Here is a 26,974-nt window from a genome sequence, read left to right as displayed (position 1 = left end):
CCGTGTATGGATGACTCCTGCGGGTCAAGGATGTCGGATCGGTTCGGGTGAACTGGTCGGTTGCGGCCATGTATACGGCGTCTGATCTGCAGCGGGATCGCTGCGCGCCCTGATGAAGTCCGCTTGGAGAACAGGTCCCATTCAATCGAGCGCGCTTGAAGCGCTTCGGATTGATCGGGGTGTCCTGGTTCTTCCTCTCCGTTTGTTCGCCATCACCTCACGTCGCCCTGACCGTTCGTTTAGCCGTTCAGGCGGTGGTCGCCTGCGGCTGGTAGCGTGAGCCGTCCCTGAGGACAGCGAAGATCGTTCTTGCCATGCGATGTGCCAACGCGATGGCGGCGACTTTCGTCTTCTTTCTGGCCAGCAGGTCGGACAGCCAGTCCTGTCTCGGACCGCACCTGGATCTCACCATGATCTGCGACATGGCGCCCAGATAGAGCAGCCGCCGAATATACCGGTTACCCATCTTYGAGATCCGCCCGAYCCTCTGTTTACCGCCGGTGGAGTGCGGCTTGGGGGTCAGGCCGAGCCAGGCGGCATAGTCCCTCGCGCAGTCGAAGTTGCCGACGTCCGGCGTCGTCGCTGCGATGATCGTCGCCGAAAGCTTGCCGACGCCCGGGATCGTCGCCAGACGCTGGCTCGTCTCACTTTGGGCGTGGGTCGCTTCGATCTCGTCCGTCAACCGCTCGATCCGCGTATCGGTGTCGACCAACTGCTCGAAGAGCAGGTTGACGGGCAATCGGGCCGCTTCCGGTAGTTGGTGCAGTTGCGTTCGCAGCCGATCGACATTCTGCGCGCCCTTGGCTGCGATGACACCGAACTCCGTCATGTGAGCGCGGATCGCGTTGCCGATCTGCGTGCGCTGGCGGACCAGANAGCCGATCGACATTCTGCGCGCCCTTGGCTGCGATGACACCGAACTCCGTCATGTGAGCGCGGATCGCGTTGCCGATCTGCGTGCGCTGGCGGACCAGAGACCTGTGCGCCTGCGACGGCCAACGCCATGCGGTCGCCGCTGTCTGACGATCGACGCCGGACTAGATCTAGCGCTACGAGCTTAGCTTGGTGGTTTGAACGCAGCCCCATCTCCGATCAGATGTAAAGTGAATCTCGCCGCGTGAAAAGTTCGGCGCTGGAAGATTGATCGTTATAGATCGAGAACGGCAAAATGCAATTATAAGTTGATTTTTGCTTCGGCGATTATGCCTCTGGAGGCGGAGCATGCAACTGAGGCGTAGTAGGCGAGCGTCTGTATAAGGGTATTGTCGGTTCCCACGCGAACTGATCATCGGCAGTTCGTTGGAACAGCACATCGTAGTCGAGCCGTTCTGTCAGCTGGTGTTCAGATCGCACCGAAAAAAAGCCTGAGCAGCATAGCCCGCAGGAGCTTCTCCGGCTGGATAGAGGGCCATCAGATCCGGACATAGAACGGCGCAAACTTGCCTCCCAGGGCCGCAAGAGCGTCGTGCACAGTGGTGTGGATCGCGTTCAGCGAGTGATCGCACCGCACCCTGGCCTCCGAATTCACATACCAGAACAGCTCACCCGTCCGCTGATCGAGGCCCCGCATCATTAGCCCCCGCCAACGCCACACAGAGCTGAACCGTGCCCAAAGTGCCGGCGCGAGAGCCTTCCTAAACAACCAGCTATAGAGCCGCACCGTATGCGCACAGGGGTGAAGAGAACACCTTGAAGCCTCTAGGATCCTTTCCGACCCGTTTCAAGATGCTCGCAATTGTTCGGTTCGGATTGGATAGGTGACAAGACTTTAACGCTAAGCTTCAGGCTATGAGCGATGCCGACCCACGAGCATGGGCCGAAGTGATCGCGAGAGCCCTCACCGGCGGGTCGAACGCGTTCCCTTCCAGCGTGTCCTGAGAGCCCACCTGCACGGCCTGGACGCTCTCCGAACGCGTGGCCTGCTCTGGCAGAGCTTGGTCCACCTTCTCCTGCGCGCCGGCGTGCAGCGCCCGCAGGGCCGTCCCTACAGCGCAGACTATCTGCGCGTCTGCGCCAACCGCCTGCAGTTCGCTCCCGTCGATGGACGGATCAGCGCGCCAGCTCTGCCCTGGCGTTGGGATGGGGGGCCGGCGCAAATCCTGAGCCGCGCGACCGACCAGACGGGCTATGTCCAGCCTGCCCGCGCGACGCTGGTCTCGGTGCGCGGAACGCAGTCCTTCTACCACAACAACGCGATGTTCGGCTGGGCAGTCGCTGCCGATGGAGGCGTGAGCCATGCGGGCTAACCTGTTCGGAGCACTCGCCGGCCTCATGCTGACCGGCGCGGCTCTCGCAGATCCCGACGGTCCGGCCTCGCCGCTGCACGCGGCGACCGCCCGCCTCGGGATCGGCCAACCGGCGAGCCCGCAGATCTTGGCCGACTGGGACATTGACGTGCGTGCCGATGGCCGGGGCCTGCCTCCGGGGCACGGCAGCGTCCGTGACGGCGCGGCCCTGTTCGGCACGCGCTGTGCGGCCTGCCACGGCGCGCGCGGCGAGGGTGCGTCGGCCGACGCCCTGGTTGGCGGGCAGGGCAGCCTCGCGACGGCAAAGCCGGTCCGGACGGTGGGGAGCTACTGGCCCTATGCCACCACCCTGTTCCACTACATCCGCCGGGCCATGCCCTTCGATGCGCCGCAATCCCTGAGCGCCAACGAGACCTACGCGCTCAGTGCCTACATCTTGAACCTCAACGGCATTCTGCCCGACGATTCCGTGTTGGACCACGACTCCCTGCCGAAGGTTCAGATGCCGAACCGGAACGGTTTCACTCGAGACGTACGGCCGGACGTACCGTCAGATGTTCGCTGATCCCATCGTTCAAGGCTGTCTCAATCGTAGTAGTCTCATTCGTCGGCCGGATGAGCTAGTATCTTTCAAATAACGAACGCCGCAGTTTGAGACTCTCCACGTGTGTCAAAATCTGAGGTTCGCGTCGAAGAATCCGATCGAGTCAGTATACGGCGCCCTGATGGGTATCAACCGAGACAAAGCCCATCGATGAACGATCGGTTTGGACAAACTCAGATATTGGCATCAACGCTAACGTTGGCTCGAAAGCAGCATGTCCGTTCCAGGCAGACAGCCAACTTCCGCTTATGGCACATTGCAGACGAAATTGCTGCTTGACGAACTTCTGTTTGTTAGGACGGCATGGTCAATCAGTGAAACGCAGCAAATGCTCCATCACGCTGCGTTGGTGCTGCGAGCATCAGAGTGCTCGCTCCAGACAATTGGCGCGTTCATGAGCGTGGAGATGCCGGACCGCTCCGGCAATGTGCCGGCGATTGCCGCCTGTATGACGGATGGGGCGAGGAAGGCGAGGTTGAGGGTCATGCGCACCGAGCGCTCGCTGCAGCCTTCCGTTACGGCGATGGCATGGGTGTCGGCGACACGGCCGTTGACAAGATCATCGAGCCAGAAGCGCGCCTTGGCGATCCCGTCGACGAGACGGGCTCGGGTCTCAACCCGCATCGGCTGCACCGTCGCGGCCCCCTCGTCGCCGTCAGCGCGGATGATCTGGCGCCGACGACGGCTCGGTCGGGCTGACCAGGGAACGTTGAGCGGGGAGGGCTCTATGCTTCCTGCTCCGCAAGCCCTGTCATCGTGCTCAGCCTCGTCCGGCTCAACGAAGCTGATCGTGAGGGAGCTCGGGTGAACGACGATGCGGCCGACCTGGGCGAGCAGCTGCGTCTCATCGATCGGGAAGAGGAGGTCAGCGGAGGGCGCTTGAAGGGCTTCCCGCACCGCTTGCTCGATCTCCGGTGCCGACACCCGCGAGACCGAACCCGCCTCGCTGCGCTGTCCCGTCTCGAGCGCACGTGAGACGTAGTAGCGGTAGTGGAGCGCCCCCTTCCTGGCCGAGCTTGGCGTCATCCGATTGCCGCGGTCATCGTAGAGCAGCCCCGTCAGCCATGAGCCGGTGTTGCCCCGGGCGGAACCTTGCGCCTGCGCCTTCTCGCTCAGCGCCGCCTGGACCGCATCGAACAACTCGCGTGGGACGATGCCCTCGTGCTCTCCGGGATAGTGCCGGTCCTTGTGGATCACCTCGCCGATATAGACCCGGTTGCGCAGGAGATAGGCCAGCGGGCCTTTGGTGAAGGGAATGCCGCCTCGGATCGTGCCATCCCGGCGCGGGGATCGCTTGGTCAGGATGACCCGGTCCTGCAAATCGGCCGCCAATCCGTTCAGGCAGCCGAGCGCGAGGTAGCGTTCGAAGATCGTCCTTACCTGATCCGCCTCGTCGGGGCAGGGGACCAGCTTCTTGTCGTGGACGCGATAGCCCAACGGCACGGGTCCGCCCATGCGCATGCCTTTGCGCTTCGAGGCCGCGATCTTGTCGCGGATGCGCTCGGCCGTGACCTCGCGCTCGAACTGAGCGAACGACAACAGGACGTTGAGCGTCAGCCGCCCCATGCTGTTGGTGGTGTTGAAGGCCTGGGTCACCGAGACGAAGGAGACGCCGTGCGCGTCGAACAGCTCGACGAGCTTGGCAAAGTCCGAGAGGGCGCGGGTGAGCCGATCGACCTTGTAGACCACCACCACATCGACGCGTCCCGCCTCGACCTCGGCGAGGAGCCGCTGCAGGGCCGGACGCTCGAGGCTGCCGCCCGAGACACCGCCATCGTCGTAGGCGTCTGGCAGCAGGCGCCAGCCTTCATGGGCCTGGCTCTTGATGTAGGCCTCGGCGGCCTCGCGCTGGTTGTCGAGGGAGTTGAAGGCCTGATCGAGACCGTGCTCGGTGGATTTGCGGGTGTAGATCGCACAGCGCAGGACCTTGGGGGCCTGGGCCTTCGAAGGCGAGGTCTTGGGATGCGACGGCTTGGACGGATAAGCCATCACGCGATCCCTCCCAACGTCATAGCTATCGATGCCTCGCAAGCGCCGCTTGGAGCTCTGGTGGGCACCTTGTCCCGCAGGCCGAAGAAGCGGGGTCCGTTCCAGCGGGTGCCAGTAATCGCACGAGCCACCTCCGACAGGCTGGCATAGGTCGTCGTCTTCCAGACAAATCCACCGGCCACCACGGTGACGGTGTGAACCTCGCCGCCGAACTCCCGCACCAGCAGCGTGCCGGGCCGAAGCCCCGGAACCGGGATCGGCGGGACGATGGGCGGTGCCTTCGGCTTGGCCGCCCGCTCGTCGGCGGCGCGGCGGCGCAGGCGCTCTTTCGCGATCCGATCGAGCAGTCGGGCGCTGTCGCGATCGAGATCGCCCAGCGCCTTGGCCTGGATACGGTAGGCGAGAAGCCGCACCATCAGGGTGCGGGACAGATGCGGGGGAGGGGCCGTTCGCAGATGCTGCCGCCAGCGGATGCGCAGGTCGCCCAGATCGAGGAAGGCAAGCGCCTCGATCTCGCGCTTGAGCTCGGGGCTGATCACGGCGGCCATCACCGGGCCTCAGTCGCGGCATCGTCGGTCAGGCGATAGACGGTCCGACCCTCGGCATCGCATCCCTTCGTGGGGATCATCCCTCGCTTGCGCAGGCCGGTCAGGGCGGCGCGCGTCGAATGGGCTAGCCAGCCGGTGGCGGCCATCAGGTCGGCGAGCGTGGCTCCCTCGTCACGCCATAGCATCGCGATGATCAGCGCCTGCTTCGTCCCGGATCGCGGCTTTGTCTCGGCTCCCCCCAATGTGGCATCCGCAACCGGCGGCGAGGCGGCGGGGCTGCTTACGTCGGGCCTGAAGCCAAGACTTTCCCGACCGGCTGACGTGAGGCGCAGCCCGATCGGACCGCGCTCATCACTGTGCCAGTGTGGCTCGTCCTCGATGACGACGACCTCGACCGCCAGCGCGGTCTTGCGGAGCTTGGCGAACAGCGCCTTGGCGGCTCTGGTGTTCAGCCCGACCGGACGGGCGATCAGTTGGTCAGGGGATTCGGCGGCTGTCTTCAGCAGCGCGTGGTGGGTTTCGTCGATCATGAAGGTGGGCCTTGCGATAGTGAGGCAGCGGGTCTGCTGCCACCAGCGCAACCCCGCGGATCGCGAAGGATCGGCAGGGGGTCGAGGGCGCACCGCGTCGGCGGCCTCAAGGACGCTGACAGTTCCGCTCCGTTCGCAGCACAAGTCCAGTCCGAAGTGACTGGGATCGCTCACACACCAGTGCACGGCCGCCAACGAACCAGGGCTCCGTCGGCATGCGAACCAGTCTCCAGCACAGCGAGCAGAAATGTTGCGGAAGCTGCACCGGCGGCAGGCGAGAAACCGGCCAAAACCGCCCAGAATCGGGGCCGCAGCACCGCCCAGGAGAAAAGGCCTCAAAACAGCAGCTTTTCGCTATGCCCTTGAGACGCCGCACGTCTCCCGCCAAACGCGAACGTCCTTCGTTCGTGGGGAGTGAGTGGTGGGGCACCCACCCAATCGGAACCGGTCTCTGGCGCCGTTTCCCTGCTAACAGGGAAAACAACAGGGAAAACGGCGCGGTGCAGCTCCCAGGCTCTGTTTGGCCCGGTAATACAGCAGCCAAGGCAATGACTTAAGGAGAAATTCCCTGCGCAGCGGAACAGGGAATTGGTCTCAGCCAAACAGGGACGCGTGTCGTCGAAACAGGCAAGCCGATCGGTGGGATCAGGGATCGCGTCCGGGCCAATGCAAAAAGGGCCGGAGAGCCATGAGGCTCTCCGGCTGCATGGGATTATGAGGCATCAGGGGAGGGGGCTAAGNGGATCAGGGATCGCGTCCGGGCCAATGCAAAAAGGGCCGGAGAGCCATGAGGCTCTCCGGCTGCATGGGATTATGAGGCATCAGGGGAGGGGGCTAAGTTCGCTCCGAGCCTTGAGCGCATATCGCCAGCATCGACGAACCGGACTTCAATGCCAGGGTGGAGCTTCGGACGATCGTCCAGGGCCGCCAGCCGTTCCTCGGGCGACATCCCATCGAACTCGGTCGCCGGTGCCAGGGCCTTGATGGTATCGAAGAGGAGCTTGGCGGCTTTCATGTCGCCCTGCAGTGCCTTCCGGGTGAGCTGCTGGGCAAGCGCCTCGATCTGAGTGGTCCGGATCGTGCGGCCATCCTTGGCCCTGCAGTGCCTTCCGGGTGAGCTGCTGGGCAAGCGCCTCGATCTGAGTGGTCCGGATCGTGCGGCCATCCTTGGTGACAGCAATCGGCTCACGTGCCGCCTGGGTGAACGCGTCCAGAAGATCGCGCCTACCAAGCGGGGCCGAGTGACCCCGGGGCCGGCCGCGAGGATTGCCGGACTGACCTTTCCGGAAGCGATGGTCGGCCGGCGGTTTACCGTAACCTACCTCGTACGCGGCGGGTCGCTTCGGTTTGATCATCGTGGTGTTCGTCGCATCAGCCATCACGCAGCCTCCTCGAGCAGGGCAGGGGCCGTACGCGCCGATCGGACCTCGTCCCAGGTCTCGTCCGTACCGTCGAGAATGGCGTCGCGGCCCGTGAAGGCCTGCCAGCGCCGGATAGCGACATCGACATAGACCGGGTCGAGTTCGAGCACCCTCGCCTCGCGTCCCGTCTTCTCCGCAGCCAGCAGGGTCGTACCGCTGCCGGAGAACGGATCGAGGACGATCGCACCGCGGCGCGTCACGTCCTTGATCGCATCGACGACCAGGGCCACCGGCTTGACNCCGTCTTCTCCGCAGCCAGCAGGGTCGTACCGCTGCCGGAGAACGGATCGAGGACGATCGCACCGCGGCGCGTCACGTCCTTGATCGCATCGACGACCAGGGCCACCGGCTTGACGGTGGGATGCAGCGCCAGATCACCCGCGCCCTTGAAGGTGTTGACCCCGGAATAGGTCCACACGTTCGAACGGTTGCGGCCGTGCCGGCCAAGCTCGACATTGTTGGTGTGGCTCGCCGTGCCGACCTTGTAGAGCGCGATGAGCTCGTGCTGCGAGCGGTAGAGCGAACCCTGCCCCGGATTGGTCTTGCTCCACACGATGAGGTTCTTCTGCTCGCCGTAGAGCGGTCGGGTCGCGGCATGCAGCTCCGGTAGGTGACGCCAATCCATGCAGACGTAGTGCAGAGCCCCATATGATCGCGCCGGAGCCATACAACACCGAGCGNAGCTCGTGCTGCGAGCGGTAGAGCGAGCCCTGCCCCGGATTGGTCTTGCTCCACACGATGAGGTTCTTCTGCTCGCCGTAGAGCGGTCGGGTCGCGGCATGCAGCTCCGGTAGGTGACGCCAATCCATGCAGACGTAGTGCAGAGCCCCATCACACGAGACCGAGACGGCATGGCCGAGGCTCTCGCTCAGGAAGGCGGTGAAGGCCTCCTCCGTCATCTCGCCCGAACCCATGACGAACTCGCGGTGCTGGACCCGGCCGCGGCCCATGACGTGGCCATTGACGGGGACGTTGTAGGGCGGATCGGTGAAGACCATGTCGGCCTCTCGTCCGCCCATCAGACGCTCGATGTCATCCCGGCTGCAGGCACTGCCGCACAGGATCCGGTGCGGGCCGAGCTGCCAGAGGTCACCGAGCTGCGAGACCGGTGCTTCCGGCTCATGCTGCTCGTCCTCGCGCGAGGCGAGGCGCTCCTCTTCGAGATCCCCCGTCAGCAGATCGAGCTCGGCGATCTCGAAGCCGGTGACGGAGAGATCCAGCCCGATCTCGGGCAGGTGGATGGCGAGTTCGCCGAGTTCGAGGGCGAGGGTCGCCCGATCCCAACCGGCGAGGGTCGCGATCCTGTTGTCGGCAATCGCATAGGCGCGCTTCTGCGTGTCGCTCAGGTGATCGAGCCGGACGGTCGGGACGGTGGACAGGCCGAGCTGCTTTGCTGCCAACAAGCGTCCGTGCCCGGCGAGCACGAGCCCGGTCTCGTCGACGACGAGCGGCACGGTGAAGCCGAACGCCCTGATGCTGTCGGCGATCTTGGCGATCTGCTTCTTCGAATGGGTGNGCGAGCACGAGCCCGGTCTCGTCGACGACGAGCGGCACGGTGAAGCCGAACGCCCTGATGCTGTCGGCGATCTTGGCGATCTGCTTCTTCGAATGGGTGCGAGCATTGCGCGGGTTGGGTTTGAGGGAGCTCGGAGCTTGGTCGAGGATGGTCAACCCGGCCGTGGGAAAGGCAGGCGCGTTCGTCGTCATGATGGGGATGTCCTTGGAAAAGCGCGCACGACGACGAGCCCGCGTGCCATACGGCTGCAGGGTCAAAGTCAGCGCAGTACTGTGAGAGAAGGGCCGCTCAGGCCTGGAGACAGAAACGCCCCGGAGCGGGAGCCACGAGGCGAGGAGATATGCGATCGCGAGGCGGGCCGGTCAGGCACACCGTTCGGGGAGGATCACGATTGCAGGTAGGTCCAAGCCGGTCCGCTGCGGACACAGACTTCAAGACATAATAAAAATGCACAGTTTACCCGTCGGGTGTCAAGCCACTTTAGCCGTATTCCATTAACTGAGCCCGCGAACGCCATGTCCGCTATCTGCCGAATAGGGCGGGGCCCACACGGTATCTCGAAACTGCTGACGTTGCCGCGCGACCGATTTAATTTGTGAAGTGATCGGCGCGTCGTTCACCTGGCCAAAGGATTCTGCCTATTGATAACAGCCCGGGCTGCCGCAGAAGGTAAGGCCCGGGTTCTCCTTGCAGCAGCTTACCCTGACGACGAGTTCGTCGGTGCCGTCGAGCAAGCGACTGGATCAGCGATGCCGACATGGCGAGTATGGCCGGCGACATCCGCGAGCATGTGACGTCGAATGGCAGGCGCCTTCAAGATTAATTAAATAGCTTGAAAGGCCGCGCCACGCACTGTGCATACGAGCGATATCCGCAACGAGTAGATTCTTGCCGGTCTACTTCCTGGAACTGAAGCGACAAAACCGGCCCTTCGCTCTGACTGCGGCGGTCAACAGCATCGCGGACGTAGCAGCTTCAGCCGCTTTACGACAGTTAAGGATCGTTAAATGAGCGCTCGGTTTCAGATGGAGAGTCTAAAGAGCGCCCCCCCTCCCGCTGGATCAAGTAACTAATGCAGGTGCATTTGCCGGATTGGGTGATACGAAGTCGCGGATGCCGGTAAATTCGAGCAATGTCCTCAGGGCTCCGCGACTGAAGTTTTTACATCAGACCGGGCCGGCCGCCGGAGCCAGCCTGCGGAACAGGTTGGCATTCCGAAACAGCGTAAGCGTTCCAATAATCGAGATCACCGCAGCGCAGGCGAGCCACAAGCCGGGCATGGCGCGATTGCCGGTCACATGGATGAGATAAGTGCAGATCGCGGGGGTGAAGCCTCCGAAAATCGCCTGGGCCAAGCTGTAGGCTAGCGAGAAGCCGGTGGCGCGTACATCAGCCGGCATGATCTCGGTCAACGTGACGACCATCACGCCCTGGTAGCCGCCGTAAAGGAAAGACATCCACATCAGCGCCGCGAACAGCCGCGCGAAGGATGGGTCCGACACCAGCCATGCCATGACTGGATAGGCCGTGATCGCAATCAGTACCGAGAAGGTGATCAGGACGGGAAGGCGCCCGACGCGATCAGACACGGCACCCATGACGGGCACCCAGATAAAGTTTGCTACGCCGACGCAGACCGTGACAAGAAAGCTGTCGTTAGCGCTCAAGCCTAGCACCTGCCGAGCATAGGTTGGGGTGTAGGCGGTGATCATGTAGAAGAACACGCTCGTCAGCGTGACGAGCAGTACGGCCTTAAACACAATCGCCCAGTTCTGCAGGAGTGAGCCGTAGATCTCGCGTAGCGTCGGCTGACGGCGCTTAGTGCGCTGGGTGAACTCCTCGCTCTCTTGCATCGAGCGTCGAATCCAAAACAGCACAGGAACGATCATGCAGCCGATGAGGAAAGGGATGCGCCAACCCCATTCGAGCATCTGCTGATCGGTCAGGATACCGCGCAGGCTGACACCGATGATGGCGGCGAAAACAACGGCGACCTGCTGGCTTGCGGATTGCCAACTAACGTAGAATCCGCGGTTTCCGGGGGTTGCGATTTCGGAAAGATAGACCGAGACGCCGCCTGACTCGGCCCCTGCCGAGAAGCCTTGAAGTAGACGTCCGACAATAACCAGGAGAGGCGCGCCAAGGCCAATGGACGCGTAGGTTGGGGTGAAGGCAATCATTGCGACGCCGACCGACATGATGGCGAGGCTTAAGATCAGGCCGGCGCGGCGTCCGTGCCGATCGATATAAGCCCCGAGCACGATGGCGCCGAGTGGGCGCATCAGGAAGCCAACGCCGAAAGTCATCAAAGAAAGCATTAACGAGACGAACTCGTTGTCATTCGGAAAGACGGCTTGCGCTACGTACGAGGCGTAGAAGCCGTAGACCATGAAATCGAACATCTCGAGGAAGTTGCCGCTAACAACGCGGACGACATCCTTCTTGGTCGGCTGTCCCTTTACTGTGGCGTCCATGTTTCCCCTCCCGTAACCCGACATAGTCTCGACCGCCCACACGTCCGGTGGGCAAGAGCTCAAAAACCGACATTCTATTGTTCTAATATTTAGAACGTCGGTCTATGATATGCTACATTAGGTAAATCATGCCGCGCCCGTCAATCAGATGCGGAACCATCGTGCATGAATTTAGGTCCATTGAGTAATATTAAGAAGCATTGTTCAATTTTCTCCCGCAACCGGCTTGACCATGCAGATACGCCAGCGGTATGAGTTTATTCAGGACGCCGTATTGAATATTGGAACGATGGACAGCACACTTCTTAAAGGCCTGACCGTTCTTGAACACCTCGCGGCTAGTGAGGCGCCGCGCGGCGTCAGCGAGCTCGCCCGGGCTCTCGACTTGACCAAAAGTAACGTCCACCGCACGCTGCAGACCTTGGTCGCGGCGGGTTATGTCCGCGCGACTCCGGGTGGCGCCTACGAGTGCACCCTGAAGCTCTTCGAGCTGGCAAGTTCAGTCCTAGCCAGGGTCGATGTGCGGCAGGTCGCCGAGCGTTTCATGCGCTCGCTCGCGGACCAGACCCAAGAGACGATCCACCTGTCGCTGCTCGACAGGGCCGAGGTGATCTACCTGCACAAGATCGAGAGTCCGCATCCGGTGCGGGCCTATTCCTCGATCGGTGGCCGGGCTCCGGCCTATTGCGTCGCCTCCGGCAAGGCGCTGCTCGCCTACCAGGAGGAGGCGCTGGCGCATCTTACCGATCCGCTCCCGACGTATACCCCGCGCACCATCACCAGCCTCGACATGCTGCGGCGCGAGCTGGAGCAGGTGCGGGTGCAGGGCTTCGCGATCAACCGGGGCGAGTGGCGCGAGGGCGTTTGCGGATTGGCCGCCATCGTCCATGACGCGATGCGTAAGCCCATCGCCTCGATTGGTATTTCCGGCCCCTCGGATCGGCTTGATCCGGCGGCTCTACGACGCTTTAGCGACGTGGTCGTCGACGCCGCCCGCGGGTTGTCGCGCGCTCTTGGCTACAACCCCATCGACCTCGCGCCGCGGATCATCCGCACTGGCGTGATGCGCGAACCCGCTTGATTTCAGGAGGACAGGCTTTGGGACCGCTTTCCGGTATCCGCGTCATCGAATTCTGCAGCGTCGCTGCCGGTCCGTTCTGCGCCATGCTGCTCGCCGATATGGGCGCCGACGTCATCAAGGTCGAGAACCCGGAGGGCGGCGACACCATGCGGGCATGGCCTCCAATCAGCGCAGGCTACAGCGAGAACTTCGCCTCGCTCAACCGCAACAAGCGCTCGGTGACCCTAGACCTCAAGGATCCCGCCGGGAACACTCAGGCGCGCGATCTGATCCGCTCCGCGGACGTCGTGCTAGAGAACAACCGCCCCGGCGTGATGCAGCGGCTCGGCCTCGACTACTCTACCGTGAGCACCGACCAGCCCAAGCTCGTCTATTGCTCGATCTCGGCGTACGGCCAGGAGGGTCCACGCTCGCGCGAGGCCGGATTCGACCTGACGCTCCAGGCCATGAGCGGAGTCATGAGCGTGACCGGCGAGCCGGGGGCGCCACCCGTGAAATGCGGAGTGCCGATCTCGGATTTCGGGACTGGCCTCTATGCCGCCTACGCCATTGCGGCCGCGCTGCTGCAGGTGGGCGCCGGCGGCAGAGGCACGCATATCGACGCCTCGATGTTCGGGGCCTCGCTCGCCATGGGCGCTCTCCAGACGAGCCAGTATTTCGGCAGCGGCAAGGCCCCGGAGCGTCTCGGCTCCGCCCATCCGCGCAACGCTCCCTATCAGGCCTTCCGCGCCCAGGACGGTTACATCGCTATGGCCGCGGGCAACAACGCGCTCTATCGCGCGGCCTGCAAGGCCATCGAACGGCCGGACCTGATCGACGATCCGCGCTTCGCCTCAAGTGCCCTGCGCGCCGATCACCAGACCGAACTACTTGAGATTCTCGAACGGGATTTCGCCGCCCATTCCTGCGCAGACCTGCTCGAACGCTTCCGGAAGGCCGGCGTGCCTTGCTCGCCGATCAACAGCTATGCCGAGGCGCTCGCCGACCCGCAGGTCGCGCATATGGGCTGGGTCCAGCCCGTAACGCTGCCCTCGGGTGTCGAGACGCGCACCTTCGTCTCGCCCCTGAAATTCTCGGGTGAAGGTTTCCCAATCTACCGCGACCCTCCGGCGCTCGGCGAACATAATGACGAGGTGTTCGGTACTGCCGCGGCCGTTATCGCGAAGAGCGCATGATGGACGAGCTTCTGATCGCGCGGGACGGCGCCATGCTGACCCTGACACTCAACCGTCCCGACAAGATGAACGCGCTCTCGGCACCGCTCGTCGAGTCGCTGCTCGACCAGATCCAGCAGGCGAGCACATCCGATGTGCGCCTGCTCGTCCTCAAGGGCAACGGGCGCAACTTCAGTGCCGGCTTCGATTTCGGTGGCTACGAGGATCTTTCCGAAGGCGATCTCGTCTTGCGTTTTGTCCGGATCGAACAGTTGCTGCAGGCGGTCTATCACGCGCCCTTCGACACTCTCGCCCTCGCGCATGGCCGGAATTTCGGCGCGGGCGTCGACCTGATCTGCTCCTGTGGCCGGCGCGTCGCCGATCCCGGCGCGACCTTCCGGATGCCGGGCCTGTCCTTCGGGCTCGTGCTTGGTACGCGCCGATACGCCGAGCGGGTCGGCAACGCGCTGGCCCGGCAGGTCTTGGAGGAAGGCCAGGCTTTCGACACGACCGAAGCGCTGGCCGCCGGCTTCCTGACGAAGGCCGCGCCGAAGGAGGACTGGGACGAGGTCGTCGCGTCGGCCGCTGCGACCTCGGTGCGGCTATCCGTAGAAGCGAACGCCGACCTCATCGCTGCCACCTCTACCGACACGCGGGCGATGGATCTCGCCGACCTCGTCACCTCGGCCGCGCGGCCGGGGCTGAAGGAACGGATCCGGGCCTATCGCGCCTGAGACGAAACACCGATCTGGAGAGCCGACGTGGCTTCGCACTCATCGAAAATCATTCCTCTGACGGAGCTCGCGGCCCTCGTCGCCGATGGCAACTCGCTGGCTCTTGGCGGCAGCTTTTTGCACCGCGGCCCCTTCGCCCTGGTGCGCGAACTGATCCGCCAGGGTCGCAAGGACCTCGAAGTCGTCAAGCAATCCCCGGGTTACGACATCGACATCCTGTGCCGCGCCGGCGCGCTGGCGCGAGCCCGGGCCGGCATCGTCGCCATGGAAGGCAATTTCGGCCTCGCGCCCTGGTACCGGAAAGCGGTCGAGAGGGGCGAGATCAGGCTAGAGGAGCATGCCTGCGCAACCCTGACGGCGGGTCTGCGCGCCTCGGCTTTCGGCGTGCCGTTCATGCCCTGTGGCGGCATCCATGGCTCCGATCTGCCAGGGCTGAACGGCTGGAAGCAGATCGAAGACCCCTACGGCACCGGCGAGTCCGTCTATGCCATTCCGAAGATCACGCCGGATTTCGCGGTGATCATGGCCAACGAAGTCAGCGAGGAGGGCGATGTCCGCGTCTACGGCACCTCGCATTGGGACCGGATCATGAGCCGGTCCGCCAAGCGCGTGCTGGTGGTCGCCGAAAAGCTTGCACCGAGCGCTTCCTTCCGCGAGCAGCCAGAGCTGACGCTGATTCCCCATTTCCTCGTCGAAGCAATCAGCGTGGTCGAGAACGGAGCCTGGCCGGGCTCGTGCTGGCCCCATTACGAGGTCGATTACCCGGCCGTGGAAGCGTACATGAAAGATGGCCCGGCCGTGCTGAAACAGCACCTCGACTCTGCCCCCGAGGCACGGGAGGCGGCCCATGCGTGAATGGTCGGGCTTCTCCTACATCGTCACGAACCTCGCCCGGTTCGTCCGCCCCCGCGAGATCACCTTCAGCGGTGTGAACTCGGCGTTGCCGATGCTGGCTTGCCTCGTCGCCAAGCAGGCTTACGATTTCGATTACACCTACATCAACGTCGCTGGCGGCGTGGATCCGCGCCCGTCAAAGGTTCCGATTTCGAGTTCCGACCCAGTACTGGCAGAGGGCTCGCGCTCGATCTTCTCCAACGAGGATTTCTACGACCTTTGCACCCGAGGCCAAATGGACCTCTGCTACCTCGGCGCGGCCCAGGTCGACGGGCTCGGGCGCACCAACGTCTCGGTGATCGGGGATTGGCACGCGCCGAAGGTCCGGCTGCCCGGCGGCGGCGGCGGCGCGGTGATGCTACCGACCGCCAGGCGGGCCGTCACCTGGCGCACTGAGCACTCGATCAGGACGCTTGTCGAGACCCTCGACTTTATCACGGCATCCGGCGGTATGCACGGGGTGGTGACGCCTATCGCGGTGTTCATGAAGCGAGAGGGACGCCTCGTCCTGTCCTCTTGGCATCCGGCGGCGAGCCTCGACGAGGTCCGTGCCCGCACTGGCTTCGCCTTCGAGGCCGACGGTGCCGAGCCCACGGCTCCGCCGACCGACGCGGAAGCGGCCGTGCTGTCCAAGCTCGATGCGGACGGCGACTTCGAACGCAACGCGGCGATCAAGCTGCGCTGAGCCTAAGAACAATCGGGAGGATCCGTCATGGCCGAGTCGATCAGCGCACGCCTCCGCGAGGCCATGACGCGCCATGCTTCAGCCAGCCTGACAGCGATCATCGCTCCGGAACCGGTCAGCTACGCCCATCTCCAGACTCGGATCGATGGCTTCGCGGCGGGATTCCGCACCTGGGGCGTCAGTCGCGGCGCGATGGTCGGCGTGATCGCTCCGAAATCGGTCGACGCCATCGCGGCCTATTTCGGCGCGATGCAGGCCGGCGCCTGCGTCAGCTTCCTCGAACCCGGCCTCGCTCCCGACATCGTTGCGGAACAGGCAGACGTGGTCGGCATGCGCCACCTCGTGGTGGACGAGACGCTAATCGGCCGCTTCGACATTTCGGCACAGACGCGCCTGGCGATCCGCCCCCTAAGCGACCTCGAGGGGGAGGGTGCTTTCATCGACGAGGCGCTCGAACCCCACGACAACGCCATGCTGCTGTTCACCTCAGGCAGCACCGGCCGACCCAAAGGCGTGCTGCTTTGCCATGGTGCGCTGATTTGCAACGCCGATGGCGTCGTGCAGCACACGGGCACCATGTCGGCTGACCGGCTGCTCCACGTCATGCCGCTCTATCACACCAACGGTGTCAACAATCAGCTGATCGTGCCCTTCCTAGCCGGAGCGAGCTTAATCTTGCTTGACCGATTCAAGCCGGAGATGACCCTCGCGCATCTTCGCAACGACCGACCGACCTACTTAACGGGCGTCCCGACGATCTACGCGCGGATGCTGCCCCACTTGATACCGGGTGAGCGTTTTCCTTCGCTGAAGTTCCTGCGCTGCGGCTCGGCCCCGATCACACCGGTCCTCCATAAGCAGATTGAGGAGGCCTTCGGCGTACCCCTCATCGTTTCCTACGGCCTATCAGAGGCGACCTGCACCTCGACAATGAACCCGCCGGAGCGACGCAAGCTTGGAACGATCGGGACGGTCCTAGCGGGCCAGACGGTTTCGTTGTTCGATCCGGTTACGAACGAGCCGGTTCCCGAAGGCAGGGAAGGCGAGATCCGGATTACCGGGCCAGCCTTGATGACTGGCTATCTCGGCAGCGCGGAGCAGCCTATCGTCGATGGCTGGCTGCGCACAGGCGATCTGGGCCGCTTCGACGAAGACGGTTTCCTGGCGATCACCGGCCGGATCAAGGACGTGATCATCCGCGGGGGAGAAAACATCTCGCCGGCCCTGATCGAGCGGCAGCTCGCGACCCACCCAGCGGTACGCGATTGCTGCGTCGTCGGCGCCCAGGATGCCGATCTCGGCGAGGTGCCGGTCGCCTTCGTGGTGCTGCGCGACGGGGAGATTCTCGACGAGACCGGCCTCAAGGACTTCATCCGCGGCTCGCTCGCGCGGATCTACGTTCCGGCCGAAATCCGCAGCCTCGACGTGCTTCCCACGAACGGAGTCGGCAAAACCGACCGCAAGTCGTTGCGGAGCCTGCTGAACGCCTGAGCCATCATCCTCTGAGGGCAGATAGGCAAAAGAGCCTTCTGGCAGTGGGATGTCATCATGCGGATAGTCTCGAAACTGTCGGCGACGCGGCACGACCTCGAATTATTCTTCCGGCGCGGGACAATGATTTCGCATGCTGACCGTTTCGGTCCTAGCCGATCCAGCCAACGACTTCCCGTTCTTCGCAGGCTTCGCCGACGAGACCGGGATGGGGCAGGCGACGGCTTCAGCCTCAACTTTCCACTGCCCCCTGGCGCCGGCGATTACGGGTGGCTCGCCGCGATTGAGCAGGGTCTGGCGCGCATCCTCAGCCATCGTCCGGCAGCAATGGTGTCCGCCTTGGGGCTCGACGCCGCATAAGGCGATCCACTGGGCGTGCTCGCCGTGACGGAATCGGGGTTCTCGTCGGCCGCCTGGCGCATCGCGCCTGTCAGCCTACCGACGGCGATCATCCAGGAGGGCAGTTATCTTTGCAACGCGCTGGCGCCCAATCTAGTGGCGTTCCTCAAGGGCCTCAAACAGGACTGGAAGACGTGTTCGAGTGAAATATTCTCTAACGGATTCAGCAGGGAGAAGGACTCTCTCCATCGCCACCTAAATATAGAAATCGCCGCCATTGCTCCGAGGCTATGCTGTGACGATCTAGAAAGCAGCCATCAAGCACTCGTGATCGTCATGCGTCCCATTCAATTCGACCCCTACGGCGAGCCCGTCGCACAGGGTTGCGACCAAGATCGTCCCGGCGCCGCTTCGCGGATCGCGTTGCGTTCGGGCACCGGCCTTTTTTGGGCGATGGTCGTCGTGATCGTCGCCGCGCGCGCCGTGTATTTCGATCCGGACTTCGCCGAGAAATTCGGCACGGTCGCCTCGCTAGTCAGTCACCTTAAGACGATCGTCGGCGCATAAACTGCTGACATTTCAACGTCGAAAGCGCCGCGGGCTGACAGGCCCGCGGCGCTTTCGACGCAAGGTCTTCGGTCTGTGACTCTGGCCCTGAGTGCCATTGCTGTCGATTGGGTGGTGGCCCCCCGGGTCCGGCTTCGAGCAGGCCTCGGATCTCTGTCGGCGTATCGGCAACGTCGACGCCATCTGCCACGAGCGCGCGGCGGTTGCCGTCGTAACTTCCCACTGTCCCCAACACGATCGCCCCGGCATGGCCCATCTTCACTCCCGGTCGGGAGGCGCGTCCCGCGATGAAGGACACGACGGGCTTCGACATGCCTGAGGCGTATTCCGCCGTCGCCTTTCCATCGCGCCGCCGATCTCGCCGACCAGCACCACCGCACGGGCCCGCAGATCCTCTTCGATGGCCTTCAGCGCGTCGCGAGTCGTGGTGCCAATCATCGGATCGCCACCGATGCCGAGGAAGGTCGATTGGCCGATCCCAGCCCTAGTCAGGTTGAGGCAGATCAGCGTGCCGAGGCTGCCGGAGCGCGAGATCACGCCGAACTCGCGCGGCTGGAAAATGTTCGGGTTGTGCCTAGACATGATGCTGACGAAACCCTCGCCCGGGGTGACAATGCCTGCGGTGTTCGGGCCGATGATGCAGGTATAGTTCGTTGAAGCCGCGTGATGGATCGCGATGAAGTTCCAGACGAAATCTTCGCGAGCGGGCTGACACCGATCATTGCGACCGTGCTGCTGCAGTATTCCGGCGCCGGCAAGTCTTAGCTCATCTGTGCCTATTGAGCCTTCGCGGGCCTTTTCAGCGAGGCCTCCGCCATGTGGAAGGTCCGCAGAAACCGCCAGGCTGCACTATCCGATCCGGCGTGTCCTGAAACCCCTCAATGGGTACAGACCCGCACATCTGAAGAAAGTTCTATTATTTAGGACACTATTGGAAGATCGTTCTCGAAACAGGGTGCGCTTCAGCAAATAATTGCTATGAAGACATAGGAAGAACGGCGCCGTGGCTCGGCGCCGAGGGGTGACAATGCTGCAGGATAATCGTTTCGTGACTCCGAAATCGCCGCATCTGATCATGGGGCGCCTCACGGCCTTGGCACCGGGCATCGCGCTCTGCATCACGGTGACCCTCGCCTCGCTCGGCCTGCAGCATCTGGAGGAGGGCGCCTTCGAGCACCCCTATATCGAGGCCCTCGTCATCGCAATCCTGCTAGGCATGGCGATCCGGACGTTCTGGCAGCCGAGCCCCCTCTGGCGCTCCGGCATCGCTTTCAGTGCAAAGCAATTGCTCGAAGTCGCGGTGATGTTGCTCGGCGCCTCGATCAGCTTTGCGGCGATCGTCGCCTCCGGCCCGCTTCTACTCGCCGCGATCGTCGCGACGGTGATTGTGACGATCGCCGCGAGCTTCGCGATCAGCCGTATGCTTGGCCTCGCCGTGCGGATGTCGATCCTCATCGCCTGCGGCAACTCGATCTGCGGAAACTCTGCGATCGCGGCAGTGGCCCCGGTGATCGGAGCGAGTAGCGACGACATCGCGTCCTCGATCTCCTTCACCGCGATCCTGGGCGTTCTGATGGTGCTGGGCTTGCCGCTCCTGATCCCGCTACTGGGGCTGGGCGCGAGCCAGTATGGAATCCTCGCCGGCCTCACCGTCTACGCAGTACCGCAGGTCCTTGCGGCCACCGTCCCAGCCGGTCTCGTCGCGACACAGATCGGCACGCTGGTCAAGCTCGTACGTGTGCTCATGCTCGGCCCGATCGTCCTCGGCCTCTCGCTTCTCGCCCCGCGCTTCGGCGGCACCCAGGGCGATCCGGCTAAGTCCCGCACGTTCGATCCGTTCAAGCTAGTGCCGTGGTTCATCCTCGGCTTCCTCATCCTCGCGGCCTGCCGCTCGCTCGGCCTGGTGCCAGACGTCGCGCTTGGGCCGATCACGAAGATCGCCGGCTACCTCACCGTCGTCTCGATGGCCGCCCTCGGGCTCGGCGTCGACGTGCGCGTGATCGGGCGCGTCGGCGGTCGCGTCACGGCAGCCGTGACGCTGTCGCTCGTGCTGCTTCTGCTAATCAGCCTCGGACTGATCCACCTACTTCGGCTCGGCTGAGGGCAAATTTCGACAGACATGACCGCCGAAACAGGGCTGAAAACGATGGAGGAAGCCATGTTGCATCGACGCGACGTCCTGCGCGGAGCCAGCGCCGCCGTTCTCGCCCCGGCGGGACAACTCGGAGGGCGCTCTGCCCAAGGGGCGGGCACCGACGACGTCACGTTGCCGTTCGGCAATAGCGAGCGCGCCCTCGTGAAGTATCCGGGTAAACGCCCACTCATCCAGATGACGAGCCGGCCGCCGCAACTCGAGACGCCGTTCTCGATGTTCGACGAAGGTCCGATCACGTCCAACGACGCCTTCTTCGTGCGCTATCACCTCGCCGGCCTGCCCAGCGAGATCGATCTCGAAATGTACCGCCTCGAGATCAAGGGCAGGGTCAACACACACCTGTCGCTCACCCTCGCCGACCTGAAGAGGCTCGACCTAGTCGAGATCACGGCGGTCAACCAATGCTCGGGCGAGAGCGGCGTCAGCTATTCGGCATCATCGCGATCAGGGCGAGGCTGATCAGAATGAGCATGGCCAAGGATGCCGATACCGCCAACGCGATTTGCCGTCCGACACGTATGACCGCCCGCAAATCCACGCTAAGGCCAAGTGCTCCCATGGAGACGACGGTCAGCGTGGCGGCTAAGTCAGAGATCGGCGTCGCAAGCGAAGACGGGACAAGTTCGAGGGACCGCAAAGCGGCGAGGGTTAGAAATCCGAGAATGAACCAGGGCGCCAGCTTGGAGAGAGCGAAGCGCGTGTGCTGGACAGGGGGGGCCGACCTATTGGCACTGCCGCCGACCAGCCGGGGTGCTAATATTGTGAAGGCCATTACCATGGGTCCGAGCATCAGCACTCGTACTAGTTTCACCAAAGTGCCGACCTGCGTGCTAACGAGTCCTACCGGGGAGGTTGCGGCAATGACCTGCGGAACCGCGTACACGGTCAGGCCAGCCAAAACGCCGTACTGGTGCTGGCTGAGGTTCAGCGGTGGACCGAACCAGGGAAGCGCGACTACCAGGAGCACCCCGAGAAGTGCAGTATAGGCGATCGAGGCGGCGACGTCCTGTTCGTCTGCTCCGATCACGGGTGCGAGCGCCACGATAGCTGAGTTTCCACAGATCGCGTTGCCGCAAGCGATCAGGATCGCCATCCGGATCGGGACACGAAGCGCTTGGCAGATCCACAATCCCGCACCGATCGAGATTACGACTATGGCAATGATCCCGGTCACCAAAAGCGGTCCCGTTGCAACAATCTCGTCGATGCTCACAGAGGCGCCGAGAAGCGCTACGGCGAATTCGAGAAGAGGCTTTGCACTGAACTGGATGCCCGGCTGCAAGCCGGAGGGGGGATGCCAAGCGGTTCGTATCGCTGCCCCAACCAGAATCGCGATAATCAGGGCGTCGAGAAAGGGCTGACCGAAGACACCTCGCTCGAGTTCGACAAGCTGGAACGAGATGAACGCGAGACCAGTGCAAAATGCGATGCCCAGCATGCGCGAGACGACCCATACCCAGCAGGCTCGGATGACACTCTGCCTCTTTCTGGCGCGACGGTCTTGCGGGCTCGGCGCGAGTGGATCAACGGGTTCAATTGCACCGGCGTGGGCGATCTTCGGACGCTGCTCGTACGCACTCTGTTCGAGCAATCGGCACGTTTCCTTGAGTAGGGCATCTATTTCCGGGTCGTTGAAACGAAGGCTCACTTCTCGACGAAGGCCTTCTCGATGACGTAGTGGCCGGCCTCACCATGGTTGCCTTCCACGTAACCGCCGCTGGTCAGCATYTCGCGGGTGTCRCGGATCATGTCCGGCGAGCCGCACAGCATGAACCGGTCGTTCTCCACCGACATCGGCGGCAGGCCGATATCCTCGAACAGCTTGCCGGAGGTCATCAGGTCGGTGATCCGGCCGCGGTTGCGGAAGGGCTCGCGGGTGACTGTGGGATAATAGATCAGGCCGGCGGAGATGACCTCGCCGAGGAACTCGTGGTTGGGCAGGTCCTGCGTGATCGTCTCGCCATAAGCGAGTTCCGAGACCTGTCGGCAACCATGGACGAGAACAAGGGCCGGATCATGTCCGGCGAGCCGCACAGCATGAACCGGTCGTTCTCCACCGACATCGGCGGCAGGCCGATATCCTCGAACAGCTTGCCGGAGGTCATCAGGTCGGTGATCCGGCCGCGGTTGCGGAAGGGCTCGCGGGTGACCGTGGGGTAATAGATCAGGCCGGCGGAGATGACCTCGCCGAGGAACTCGTGGTTGGGCAGGTCCTGCGTGATCGTCTCGCCATAGGCGAGTTCCGAGACCTGTCGGCAACCATGGACGAGAACGACCTTCTCGAAGCGCTCGTAGGTCTCCGGGTCCTTGATGATCGACATGAACGGCGCGAGGCCGGTGCCGGTGCCGAGNCGGCAACCATGGACGAGAACGACCTTCTCGAAGCGCTCGTAGGTCTCCGGGTCCTTGATGATCGACATGAACGGCGCGAGGCCGGTGCCGGTGCCGAGAAGATAGAGGTTCTTGCCCGGCATCAAATTATCGAGCACCAGCGTCCCGGTGGGCTTCTTGCCGACGATGATCGGGTCCCCGACCTTGAGGTGCTGCAGCCGGGAGGTGAGCGGGCCGTTCTCGACCTTGATCGAGAAGAACTCGAGCTCTTCCTCGTAATTGGCCGAGACCACGCTGTAGGCGCGCAACAGCGGACGGCCCTCGACTTCGATTCCCATCATCACGAACTCGCCGTTGCGGAAGCGGAACGCGGGGTCACGGGTGGTGCGGAAGGAGAACAGCGTGTCGGTCCAGTGATGGACGCTGAGAACCCGTTCTTCGAGATACTTGCTCATGACATCACCTGCGGCGTCTAAACGAAATCATGCGGCTGCCGGGTCGGAGACGCCGAAGACGACTTCGAGCTTGCCGCTACGTCCGTCCCACTCAGCTGCGTCGGCGAGCGGGTCGAGCTTTTCACTGATATTCGGCCAAATAGCGGAATACTTTGCGTTGAGGGCAAGCCAGCCGTTAAGGGCCGGCTCGGTATCGGCTTTGATCGCCTCGGCGGGACATTCCGGCTCGCAGACGCCGCAATCGATGCACTCGTCGGGATTAATCACAAGCATGGTATCACCGACATAGAAGCAATCGACCGGACAAACTTCGACGCAGTCAGTGTATTTGCAGCGGATACAGTTGTCGGTGACGACATAGGTCATTACAAAACCTTGCTGGATTCTTCAGAATGCTGGCGCGATTAGAGAACAGCCGAGAGATCCTGTCCTTCCAGACTGATCGCAAGCCCCTTGAGCGAATCGAGGCTAACTTCACCGCCCATGGCACGGATGCTTTCCTCGCGGATAAGCGACATCAGCCCTCGGCGCAGGCCCAGAAATTCCGATGACAGGGTCATCGAGGGTTCGCGCGGCCTCGGCAACGGCACGGCAACCTCGGCCTTGATGCCGCCGGGACGGGCCGTCATCACGTAGATGCGGTCCGACAGGAAGATCGCTTCGTCGATGTCGTGCGTCACGAAAAGGACTGAAATCTTTAACCGCTGCCACATGTTGGTGAGGATCTGCTGCATGATCAGCCTGGTCTGCGCGTCAAGCGCCCCGAACGGCTCGTCCAAGAGCAGGATGCGCGGTCCGGTGGCCAGCGCCCGCACGATGCCGACGCGCTGCTTCATGCCGCCGGACAGGCGATCGGGATAGTGGTTCTCGAACGGGGTGAGACCTGCGAGACCAAGCAACGTGCGGGCCCGGCGCTCGCGCTCGCTGCGGGAAACGCCCTTCATCTTAAGGCCGAACTCGACATTCTCGCGGACGGTCTTCCAAGGGAACAGCGAGTATTGTTGGAAGATCATCCCCCGATCCGCGCTAGGGCCAGAGATCGCCTCGCCATCCACGGTCACGGTTCCGCCCGATGGCGTCAGGAAGCCAGCAAGCGCGTTCAGAAGAGTTGACTTCCCGCACCCGGATGGACCGACAATCGAGACGAACTCGCCGGGCTGGACGTTGAGAGAGACGTCGGAGACCGCATCGACGGCGCCCTCCATGGTCTCGTAGCGCAGACAGAAGTCGTGGACCTCGATCAGGCCTCGAGCCGTTCCGGCCATGGCATGTCCCCTTTGTCCAGTGAAACAGGAGGTCGAGTTGGAGTCGGCCTTAGCGGGCCGTCCCCCCGGGCATCACGATGCGGCCGAGCACACGGATTGCGAAGCTCGATCCGAGACCGAGGACGCCGATCGTAATCATCCCAAGTGCGATGTCGGAATACTGGACCAGGGAGTATGCCTCCCAGGTAAAGTAACCGATGCCGAATTGGCCAGAGATCATTTCGGCGGCGATGAGCGAGACCCAGGCGACGCCCATCCCGATCGTCAGGCCGGTGAAAATCTGCGGGAGCGAGGCCGGAAGGTAGACCTCGCGGAAGACCGAGGCCTCCCGAGCACCAAGGCAGCGCGCGGCTCGCACCAGCACCGGATCGACAGTTGCCATACCCTGGAGGGTGTTGATTAGGATCGGGAAGAATGACCCGAGGAAAGTGATGAAGACGATCGATTCCTCGTTCGTCGGCCACAGCATGATCGCCATCGGTACCCAGGCGATAGCCGGGATCGGCCGCGTGAACTCGCAGATCGGAAACACGATCTCGCGAAGGATCTGGAAACGGCCCATCAGCAGACCGAGGGGAATCGCGAGTGCACTGGCCAGCGTGAAGCCGTAGACAATCCTCCGGCAGCTCATCCAGATATGGTCGCCAAATATGGGATTGTGGAACGCAAGGATTGCACGGTCCAGCACGTCGGCAGGGCTCGGGACGTTGGTGAAACGGACGTAGAACGTCGCACGGTTGACAGTCAGAAGCTGCCAGATTGCTACAAAGATGGCGATCGACACGAAACCGAGCGCCATTGCCCGCATCTGTTTACGATGAAGCCGGAGCCAGCGTGCCACGCGATCCGTGGGGACCGCTGGGAGGGGCGCCAGTCCAGCTTTGGCTTTGGCGGGTGCCTCGGCGGGAGGCGTCAACGCTGGCACGGTCTCGGGGAGTTGGCGAAGTGCGGCTTCCATGGGATCAACCTCCCGACACAGCGGCCTTGATGGCCTCGTCGTAGGGCATCACCTTCGCCCCAGATTTTTCAGCCGCAGCCTCGGCATCCCGCTTAAGCAGGTAGGGGGAAATTTCTCCCTTGCCACCGACCGCATAGAACGCCTCCTTGGCGAAAAGCTTGATACCGCGCGATGTATCGAAGACGTAGGCGACGTTGATCTCCTTGCCCTTGGCCTTGAGATCATTGAGAGCGCCCAGCGTGCAAGCTGCACTTGAGTAGGGATAGATATTGCCGCCCTTGACCCAGATTTCGCCGGCCTTCCGCGGATCGGAAACGGGTCTTTTGCAGAAGTCGTCTTCGCCCGAAACCTCGTAATTCGAGGTGCTAACGACCTGCTTCCCGTAGTCGAGCCCGCTGTCGGCAAAGACCTTACGCAGCGGCTTGTCGTTTACCCAGGACGTAACGTCGAACTCCTTCACGCGGTCGAGCTTCTGCAGGACCTTCACGTCTTCCTTGGCCGCGTCGACCAGTTGCGGCTTGATGGTCGGATCGATCGTCATGATCCCGCCCGGACCGAGGAAGATGTAGACGACCTCCTTATCCGTACCGGTCCAGGCCGAGATCTGCTCGGCCGCGCGCTTCGGGTCGGCCTTCACCCAGGCCTGTGCATCGAGGATCGCTCTCAGATAAGCATCGACGATTTCAGGATATTGCTTGGCGAAGTCGGTGCGGACCACGACGCCGTGCCAAGTCGGCAGATTGGTCTCGACGCCGTCGAAGACCTTGCGGGCAAAACCCCGGAACGGCAGCAATTCGGCGAACGGGACGAAATCGGCGTGTGCGTCGATCTTCTTCTCCTGCAGGTTGGTCGAGCCGACTTCGGGACTCTGGTTGACCAGACGGAACCAAGTCTGCGGATAACCTTTGTCCTGTAAGGCCTTGAGCACCATACCGTGCGCGGCTGAGCCGAATGGGACGCTGACGACTTTCCCCTTCAGGTCATCGAAGGAGAACGCGTCGGTCTCCTTGTTGACGACGATACCGTTGCCGGAGCCGTAAAGATTGTAGGCTGCGACAGCGATGAGTTCGGACTGGCTATCTGGGTTGTTCTTGAAGGTGTAGCCGTTCACGACGAGCGGGTAGTCGCCCATCGCTCCGAACTGCAGCTTGCCGGCCATCATGCCGTTGGTGACCGGCGGCCCGGAGGTGAAATTCTGCCAGTCGAGGGTAATCTTGACGCCGGCATACTTGCCGGTCTTCGGTAGGTGCTTCTCGAGTAGCTTGAGCTGTCGGATTATGACGCCGACGGTGGCGGTGTTCGTCGTGGTATCCTGCGTGCCGATGCCGACCGTCAGAGCGGTCTCGGCACAGGCGGGGGTTGCGAGCATCGCACTGGCTGCCGCGAGCAGCGCAATTGCAGAGACCGCACTTCGTCCAACCCAAGTCGACGTCATCATGCGCTCCGTTCTCTAAAATGCCGTCTCGACATCCAGGGCATGATCGGGCGCTTGATGGATCGCGATCAAATGGAGAGACCAATGTCGAGTTGATTAGTT

The 26,974-nt window shown here is 62.9% G+C and carries 21 protein-coding genes and 10 pseudogenes; 11 read left to right on the top strand and 20 right to left on the bottom strand.

All coding sequences use genetic code 11. The annotated features are described in order from the left end of the window. Nucleotides 1-247 precede the first annotated feature (247 nt). Together ASF32_RS14415 and ASF32_RS26570 are read right to left on the bottom strand one after the other, a co-directional pair. A pseudogene (locus tag ASF32_RS14415) lies at nucleotides 248-875 on the bottom strand (IS110 family transposase); the annotation flags it as partial. A 424-nt stretch (nucleotides 876-1,299) separates the two neighbouring features. Further along, nucleotides 1,300-1,570 (bottom strand): annotated as a pseudogene (locus tag ASF32_RS26570) (transposase); the annotation flags it as partial. Nucleotides 1,571-2,063: 493 nt separating this feature from the next. Here ASF32_RS26570 and ASF32_RS24620 point away from each other — a divergent pair. Both ASF32_RS24620 and ASF32_RS14405 read left to right on the top strand, forming a co-directional pair. Further along, nucleotides 2,064-2,246 (top strand): annotated as a pseudogene (locus tag ASF32_RS24620) (sulfite dehydrogenase); the annotation flags it as partial. Continuing rightward, nucleotides 2,236-2,811 (top strand): cytochrome c, encoded by a 576-nt coding sequence (locus tag ASF32_RS14405; RefSeq protein ID WP_082490440.1) that lies wholly within the window; start codon nucleotides 2,236-2,238, stop codon nucleotides 2,809-2,811. The pseudogene ASF32_RS24620 and the gene ASF32_RS14405, both read left to right, overlap by 11 nt. 375 nt (nucleotides 2,812-3,186) lie before the next feature. Here ASF32_RS14405 and ASF32_RS14400 read toward each other — a convergent pair whose 3' ends face one another. The 9 genes and pseudogenes from ASF32_RS14400 to ASF32_RS14365 all read right to left on the bottom strand — a co-directional run bounded on the left by ASF32_RS14400 (nucleotide 3,187) and on the right by ASF32_RS14365 (nucleotide 11,328). After that, nucleotides 3,187-4,839 (bottom strand): recombinase family protein, encoded by a 1,653-nt coding sequence (locus tag ASF32_RS14400; RefSeq protein WP_056429584.1) that lies wholly within the window; start codon nucleotides 4,837-4,839, stop codon nucleotides 3,187-3,189. Beyond that, entirely contained in the window at nucleotides 4,839-5,387 is a 549-nt protein-coding gene (locus ASF32_RS14395; protein WP_056429582.1) for a DUF2924 domain-containing protein, read from the bottom strand. The genes ASF32_RS14400 and ASF32_RS14395 overlap by 1 nt, the downstream gene beginning before the upstream one ends. Continuing rightward, nucleotides 5,387-5,968: a DUF3489 domain-containing protein gene (locus ASF32_RS14390; protein ID WP_244483659.1), complete on the bottom strand. Its 582-nt coding sequence runs from the start codon at nucleotides 5,966-5,968 to the stop codon at nucleotides 5,387-5,389. Before ASF32_RS14390 ends, ASF32_RS14395 begins: the two co-directional genes overlap by 1 nt. A 760-nt stretch (nucleotides 5,969-6,728) precedes the next feature. Beyond that, entirely contained in the window at nucleotides 6,729-7,082 is a 354-nt protein-coding gene (locus tag ASF32_RS26895; protein WP_280136563.1) for a DUF5681 domain-containing protein, read from the bottom strand. 43 nt (nucleotides 7,083-7,125) lie between these two features. Continuing rightward, nucleotides 7,126-7,272, bottom strand: a pseudogene (locus ASF32_RS26890) (DUF5681 domain-containing protein); the annotation flags it as partial. A gap of 23 nt (nucleotides 7,273-7,295) precedes the next feature. Then, nucleotides 7,296-7,577 (bottom strand): annotated as a pseudogene (locus ASF32_RS14380) (DNA methyltransferase); the annotation flags it as partial. Between the two features lies 1 nt (nucleotide 7,578). Further along, a pseudogene (locus tag ASF32_RS24610) lies at nucleotides 7,579-8,018 on the bottom strand (site-specific DNA-methyltransferase); the annotation flags it as partial. Between the two features lie 836 nt (nucleotides 8,019-8,854). Continuing rightward, a partial coding sequence (locus ASF32_RS26885) for a ParB N-terminal domain-containing protein (protein WP_280136562.1) occupies nucleotides 8,855-9,045 on the bottom strand: 191 nt, incomplete at its 3' end. Between the two features lie 975 nt (nucleotides 9,046-10,020). Beyond that, complete coding sequence (locus ASF32_RS14365) at nucleotides 10,021-11,328, bottom strand: MFS transporter (RefSeq protein ID WP_056429574.1); 1,308 nt, start codon at nucleotides 11,326-11,328, stop codon at nucleotides 10,021-10,023. A gap of 232 nt (nucleotides 11,329-11,560) precedes the next feature. Here ASF32_RS14365 and ASF32_RS14360 point away from each other — a divergent pair, with 232 nt between their 5' ends. The 7 genes from ASF32_RS14360 to ASF32_RS26560 all read left to right on the top strand — a co-directional run bounded on the left by ASF32_RS14360 (nucleotide 11,561) and on the right by ASF32_RS26560 (nucleotide 18,273). After that, entirely contained in the window at nucleotides 11,561-12,409 is an 849-nt protein-coding gene (locus tag ASF32_RS14360; protein WP_244483658.1) for an IclR family transcriptional regulator, read from the top strand. A 17-nt stretch (nucleotides 12,410-12,426) separates the two neighbouring features. Further along, nucleotides 12,427-13,584, top strand: a complete 1,158-nt coding sequence (locus tag ASF32_RS14355) for a CoA transferase (RefSeq protein ID WP_056429570.1) — start codon at nucleotides 12,427-12,429, stop codon at nucleotides 13,582-13,584. Next, nucleotides 13,581-14,297: an enoyl-CoA hydratase/isomerase family protein gene (locus ASF32_RS14350; RefSeq protein ID WP_056429568.1), complete on the top strand. Its 717-nt coding sequence runs from the start codon at nucleotides 13,581-13,583 to the stop codon at nucleotides 14,295-14,297. The genes ASF32_RS14355 and ASF32_RS14350 overlap by 4 nt, the downstream gene beginning before the upstream one ends. A gap of 27 nt (nucleotides 14,298-14,324) precedes the next feature. Beyond that, complete coding sequence (locus ASF32_RS14345; protein WP_056429566.1) at nucleotides 14,325-15,152, top strand: CoA-transferase; 828 nt, start codon at nucleotides 14,325-14,327, stop codon at nucleotides 15,150-15,152. Beyond that, the gene (locus ASF32_RS14340; RefSeq protein WP_056429564.1) at nucleotides 15,145-15,876 is read left to right on the top strand and encodes a CoA-transferase; all 732 of its coding nucleotides are present in this window, start codon (nucleotides 15,145-15,147) and stop codon (nucleotides 15,874-15,876) included. Before ASF32_RS14345 ends, ASF32_RS14340 begins: the two co-directional genes overlap by 8 nt. A 27-nt stretch (nucleotides 15,877-15,903) precedes the next feature. Beyond that, nucleotides 15,904-17,367 carry a class I adenylate-forming enzyme family protein gene (locus ASF32_RS14335; protein WP_056429561.1) on the top strand — a complete coding sequence of 488 codons (1,464 nt, stop codon included), beginning with the start codon at nucleotides 15,904-15,906 and terminating at the stop codon, nucleotides 17,365-17,367. Between the two features lie 375 nt (nucleotides 17,368-17,742). Then, nucleotides 17,743-18,273 (top strand): hypothetical protein, encoded by a 531-nt coding sequence (locus ASF32_RS26560; RefSeq protein ID WP_244483657.1) that lies wholly within the window; start codon nucleotides 17,743-17,745, stop codon nucleotides 18,271-18,273. A gap of 133 nt (nucleotides 18,274-18,406) precedes the next feature. On the opposite strand, the pseudogene ASF32_RS25965 reads toward ASF32_RS26560, so the two are convergent. Beyond that, a pseudogene (locus ASF32_RS25965) lies at nucleotides 18,407-18,945 on the bottom strand (succinyl-CoA synthetase subunit alpha); the annotation flags it as partial. A 355-nt stretch (nucleotides 18,946-19,300) separates the two neighbouring features. Between ASF32_RS25965 and ASF32_RS14320 the strand changes: the two are divergent. Beyond that, on the top strand, nucleotides 19,301-20,374 hold the full coding sequence (locus ASF32_RS14320) for a putative sulfate exporter family transporter (RefSeq protein ID WP_082490437.1): 1,074 nt from the start codon (nucleotides 19,301-19,303) through the stop codon (nucleotides 20,372-20,374). Nucleotides 20,375-20,431: 57 nt separating this feature from the next. Next, a complete protein-coding gene (locus tag ASF32_RS14315; RefSeq protein WP_082490445.1) occupies nucleotides 20,432-20,887 on the top strand; it encodes a molybdopterin-dependent oxidoreductase in 456 nt (151 codons plus the stop codon). On the opposite strand, the gene ASF32_RS14310 is transcribed toward ASF32_RS14315, so the two are convergent. The 8 genes and pseudogenes from ASF32_RS14310 to ASF32_RS14280 all read right to left on the bottom strand — a co-directional run bounded on the left by ASF32_RS14310 (nucleotide 20,850) and on the right by ASF32_RS14280 (nucleotide 26,872). Beyond that, a complete protein-coding gene (locus ASF32_RS14310; RefSeq protein ID WP_244483656.1) occupies nucleotides 20,850-22,019 on the bottom strand; it encodes a putative sulfate exporter family transporter in 1,170 nt (389 codons plus the stop codon). The two genes, ASF32_RS14315 and ASF32_RS14310, sit on opposite strands and share 38 nt — an antisense overlap. Before the next feature lie 53 nt (nucleotides 22,020-22,072). Further along, nucleotides 22,073-22,435: pseudogene (locus ASF32_RS14305) on the bottom strand (ferredoxin--NADP reductase); the annotation flags it as partial. Between the two features lie 2 nt (nucleotides 22,436-22,437). After that, a pseudogene (locus tag ASF32_RS26555) lies at nucleotides 22,438-22,779 on the bottom strand (ferredoxin--NADP reductase); the annotation flags it as partial. 99 nt (nucleotides 22,780-22,878) lie between these two features. Then, nucleotides 22,879-23,214 (bottom strand): annotated as a pseudogene (locus ASF32_RS26550) (FAD-binding oxidoreductase); the annotation flags it as partial. Nucleotides 23,215-23,241: 27 nt separating this feature from the next. After that, nucleotides 23,242-23,580, bottom strand: coding sequence for a ferredoxin FdxA (gene fdxA / locus ASF32_RS14295; protein WP_056429556.1), 339 nt, complete (start codon nucleotides 23,578-23,580; stop codon nucleotides 23,242-23,244). A gap of 38 nt (nucleotides 23,581-23,618) precedes the next feature. After that, entirely contained in the window at nucleotides 23,619-24,479 is an 861-nt protein-coding gene (locus ASF32_RS14290; RefSeq protein WP_056429554.1) for an ABC transporter ATP-binding protein, read from the bottom strand. A 49-nt stretch (nucleotides 24,480-24,528) separates the two neighbouring features. Then, a complete protein-coding gene (locus ASF32_RS14285) occupies nucleotides 24,529-25,437 on the bottom strand; it encodes an ABC transporter permease (RefSeq protein ID WP_082490435.1) in 909 nt (302 codons plus the stop codon). Between the two features lie 4 nt (nucleotides 25,438-25,441). After that, nucleotides 25,442-26,872: an ABC transporter substrate-binding protein gene (locus ASF32_RS14280; protein WP_056429602.1), complete on the bottom strand. Its 1,431-nt coding sequence runs from the start codon at nucleotides 26,870-26,872 to the stop codon at nucleotides 25,442-25,444. Nucleotides 26,873-26,974: the final 102 nt, after the last annotated feature.

The organism is Methylobacterium sp. Leaf91 (genome assembly GCF_001422815.1).
Taxonomy (GTDB): domain Bacteria; phylum Pseudomonadota; class Alphaproteobacteria; order Rhizobiales; family Beijerinckiaceae; genus Methylobacterium.
Note: the sequence above shows the minus strand (reverse complement) of the source record. Positions and strands in the feature narration are given on the sequence as shown.

Coding starts and splice junctions, on each gene's coding strand:
- ASF32_RS14405 (WP_082490440.1), top strand. CDS start 2,236: ATGCGGGCTAACCTGTTCGGAGCACTCGCCGGCCTCATGCTGACCGGC.
- ASF32_RS14400 (WP_056429584.1), bottom strand. CDS start 4,839: ATGGCTTATCCGTCCAAGCCGTCGCATCCCAAGACCTCGCCTTCGAAG.
- ASF32_RS14395 (WP_056429582.1), bottom strand. CDS start 5,387: ATGGCCGCCGTGATCAGCCCCGAGCTCAAGCGCGAGATCGAGGCGCTT.
- ASF32_RS26895 (WP_280136563.1), bottom strand. CDS start 7,082: ATGGCCGCACGATCCGGACCACTCAGATCGAGGCGCTTGCCCAGCAGC.
- ASF32_RS14365 (WP_056429574.1), bottom strand. CDS start 11,328: ATGGACGCCACAGTAAAGGGACAGCCGACCAAGAAGGATGTCGTCCGC.
- ASF32_RS14360 (WP_244483658.1), top strand. CDS start 11,561: ATGCAGATACGCCAGCGGTATGAGTTTATTCAGGACGCCGTATTGAAT.
- ASF32_RS14350 (WP_056429568.1), top strand. CDS start 13,581: ATGATGGACGAGCTTCTGATCGCGCGGGACGGCGCCATGCTGACCCTG.
- ASF32_RS14340 (WP_056429564.1), top strand. CDS start 15,145: ATGCGTGAATGGTCGGGCTTCTCCTACATCGTCACGAACCTCGCCCGG.
- ASF32_RS14335 (WP_056429561.1), top strand. CDS start 15,904: ATGGCCGAGTCGATCAGCGCACGCCTCCGCGAGGCCATGACGCGCCAT.
- ASF32_RS14320 (WP_082490437.1), top strand. CDS start 19,301: ATGCTGCAGGATAATCGTTTCGTGACTCCGAAATCGCCGCATCTGATC.
- ASF32_RS14315 (WP_082490445.1), top strand. CDS start 20,432: ATGTTGCATCGACGCGACGTCCTGCGCGGAGCCAGCGCCGCCGTTCTC.
- fdxA (WP_056429556.1), bottom strand. CDS start 23,580: ATGACCTATGTCGTCACCGACAACTGTATCCGCTGCAAATACACTGAC.
- ASF32_RS14290 (WP_056429554.1), bottom strand. CDS start 24,479: ATGGCCGGAACGGCTCGAGGCCTGATCGAGGTCCACGACTTCTGTCTG.
- ASF32_RS14285 (WP_082490435.1), bottom strand. CDS start 25,437: ATGGAAGCCGCACTTCGCCAACTCCCCGAGACCGTGCCAGCGTTGACG.
- ASF32_RS14280 (WP_056429602.1), bottom strand. CDS start 26,872: ATGACGTCGACTTGGGTTGGACGAAGTGCGGTCTCTGCAATTGCGCTG.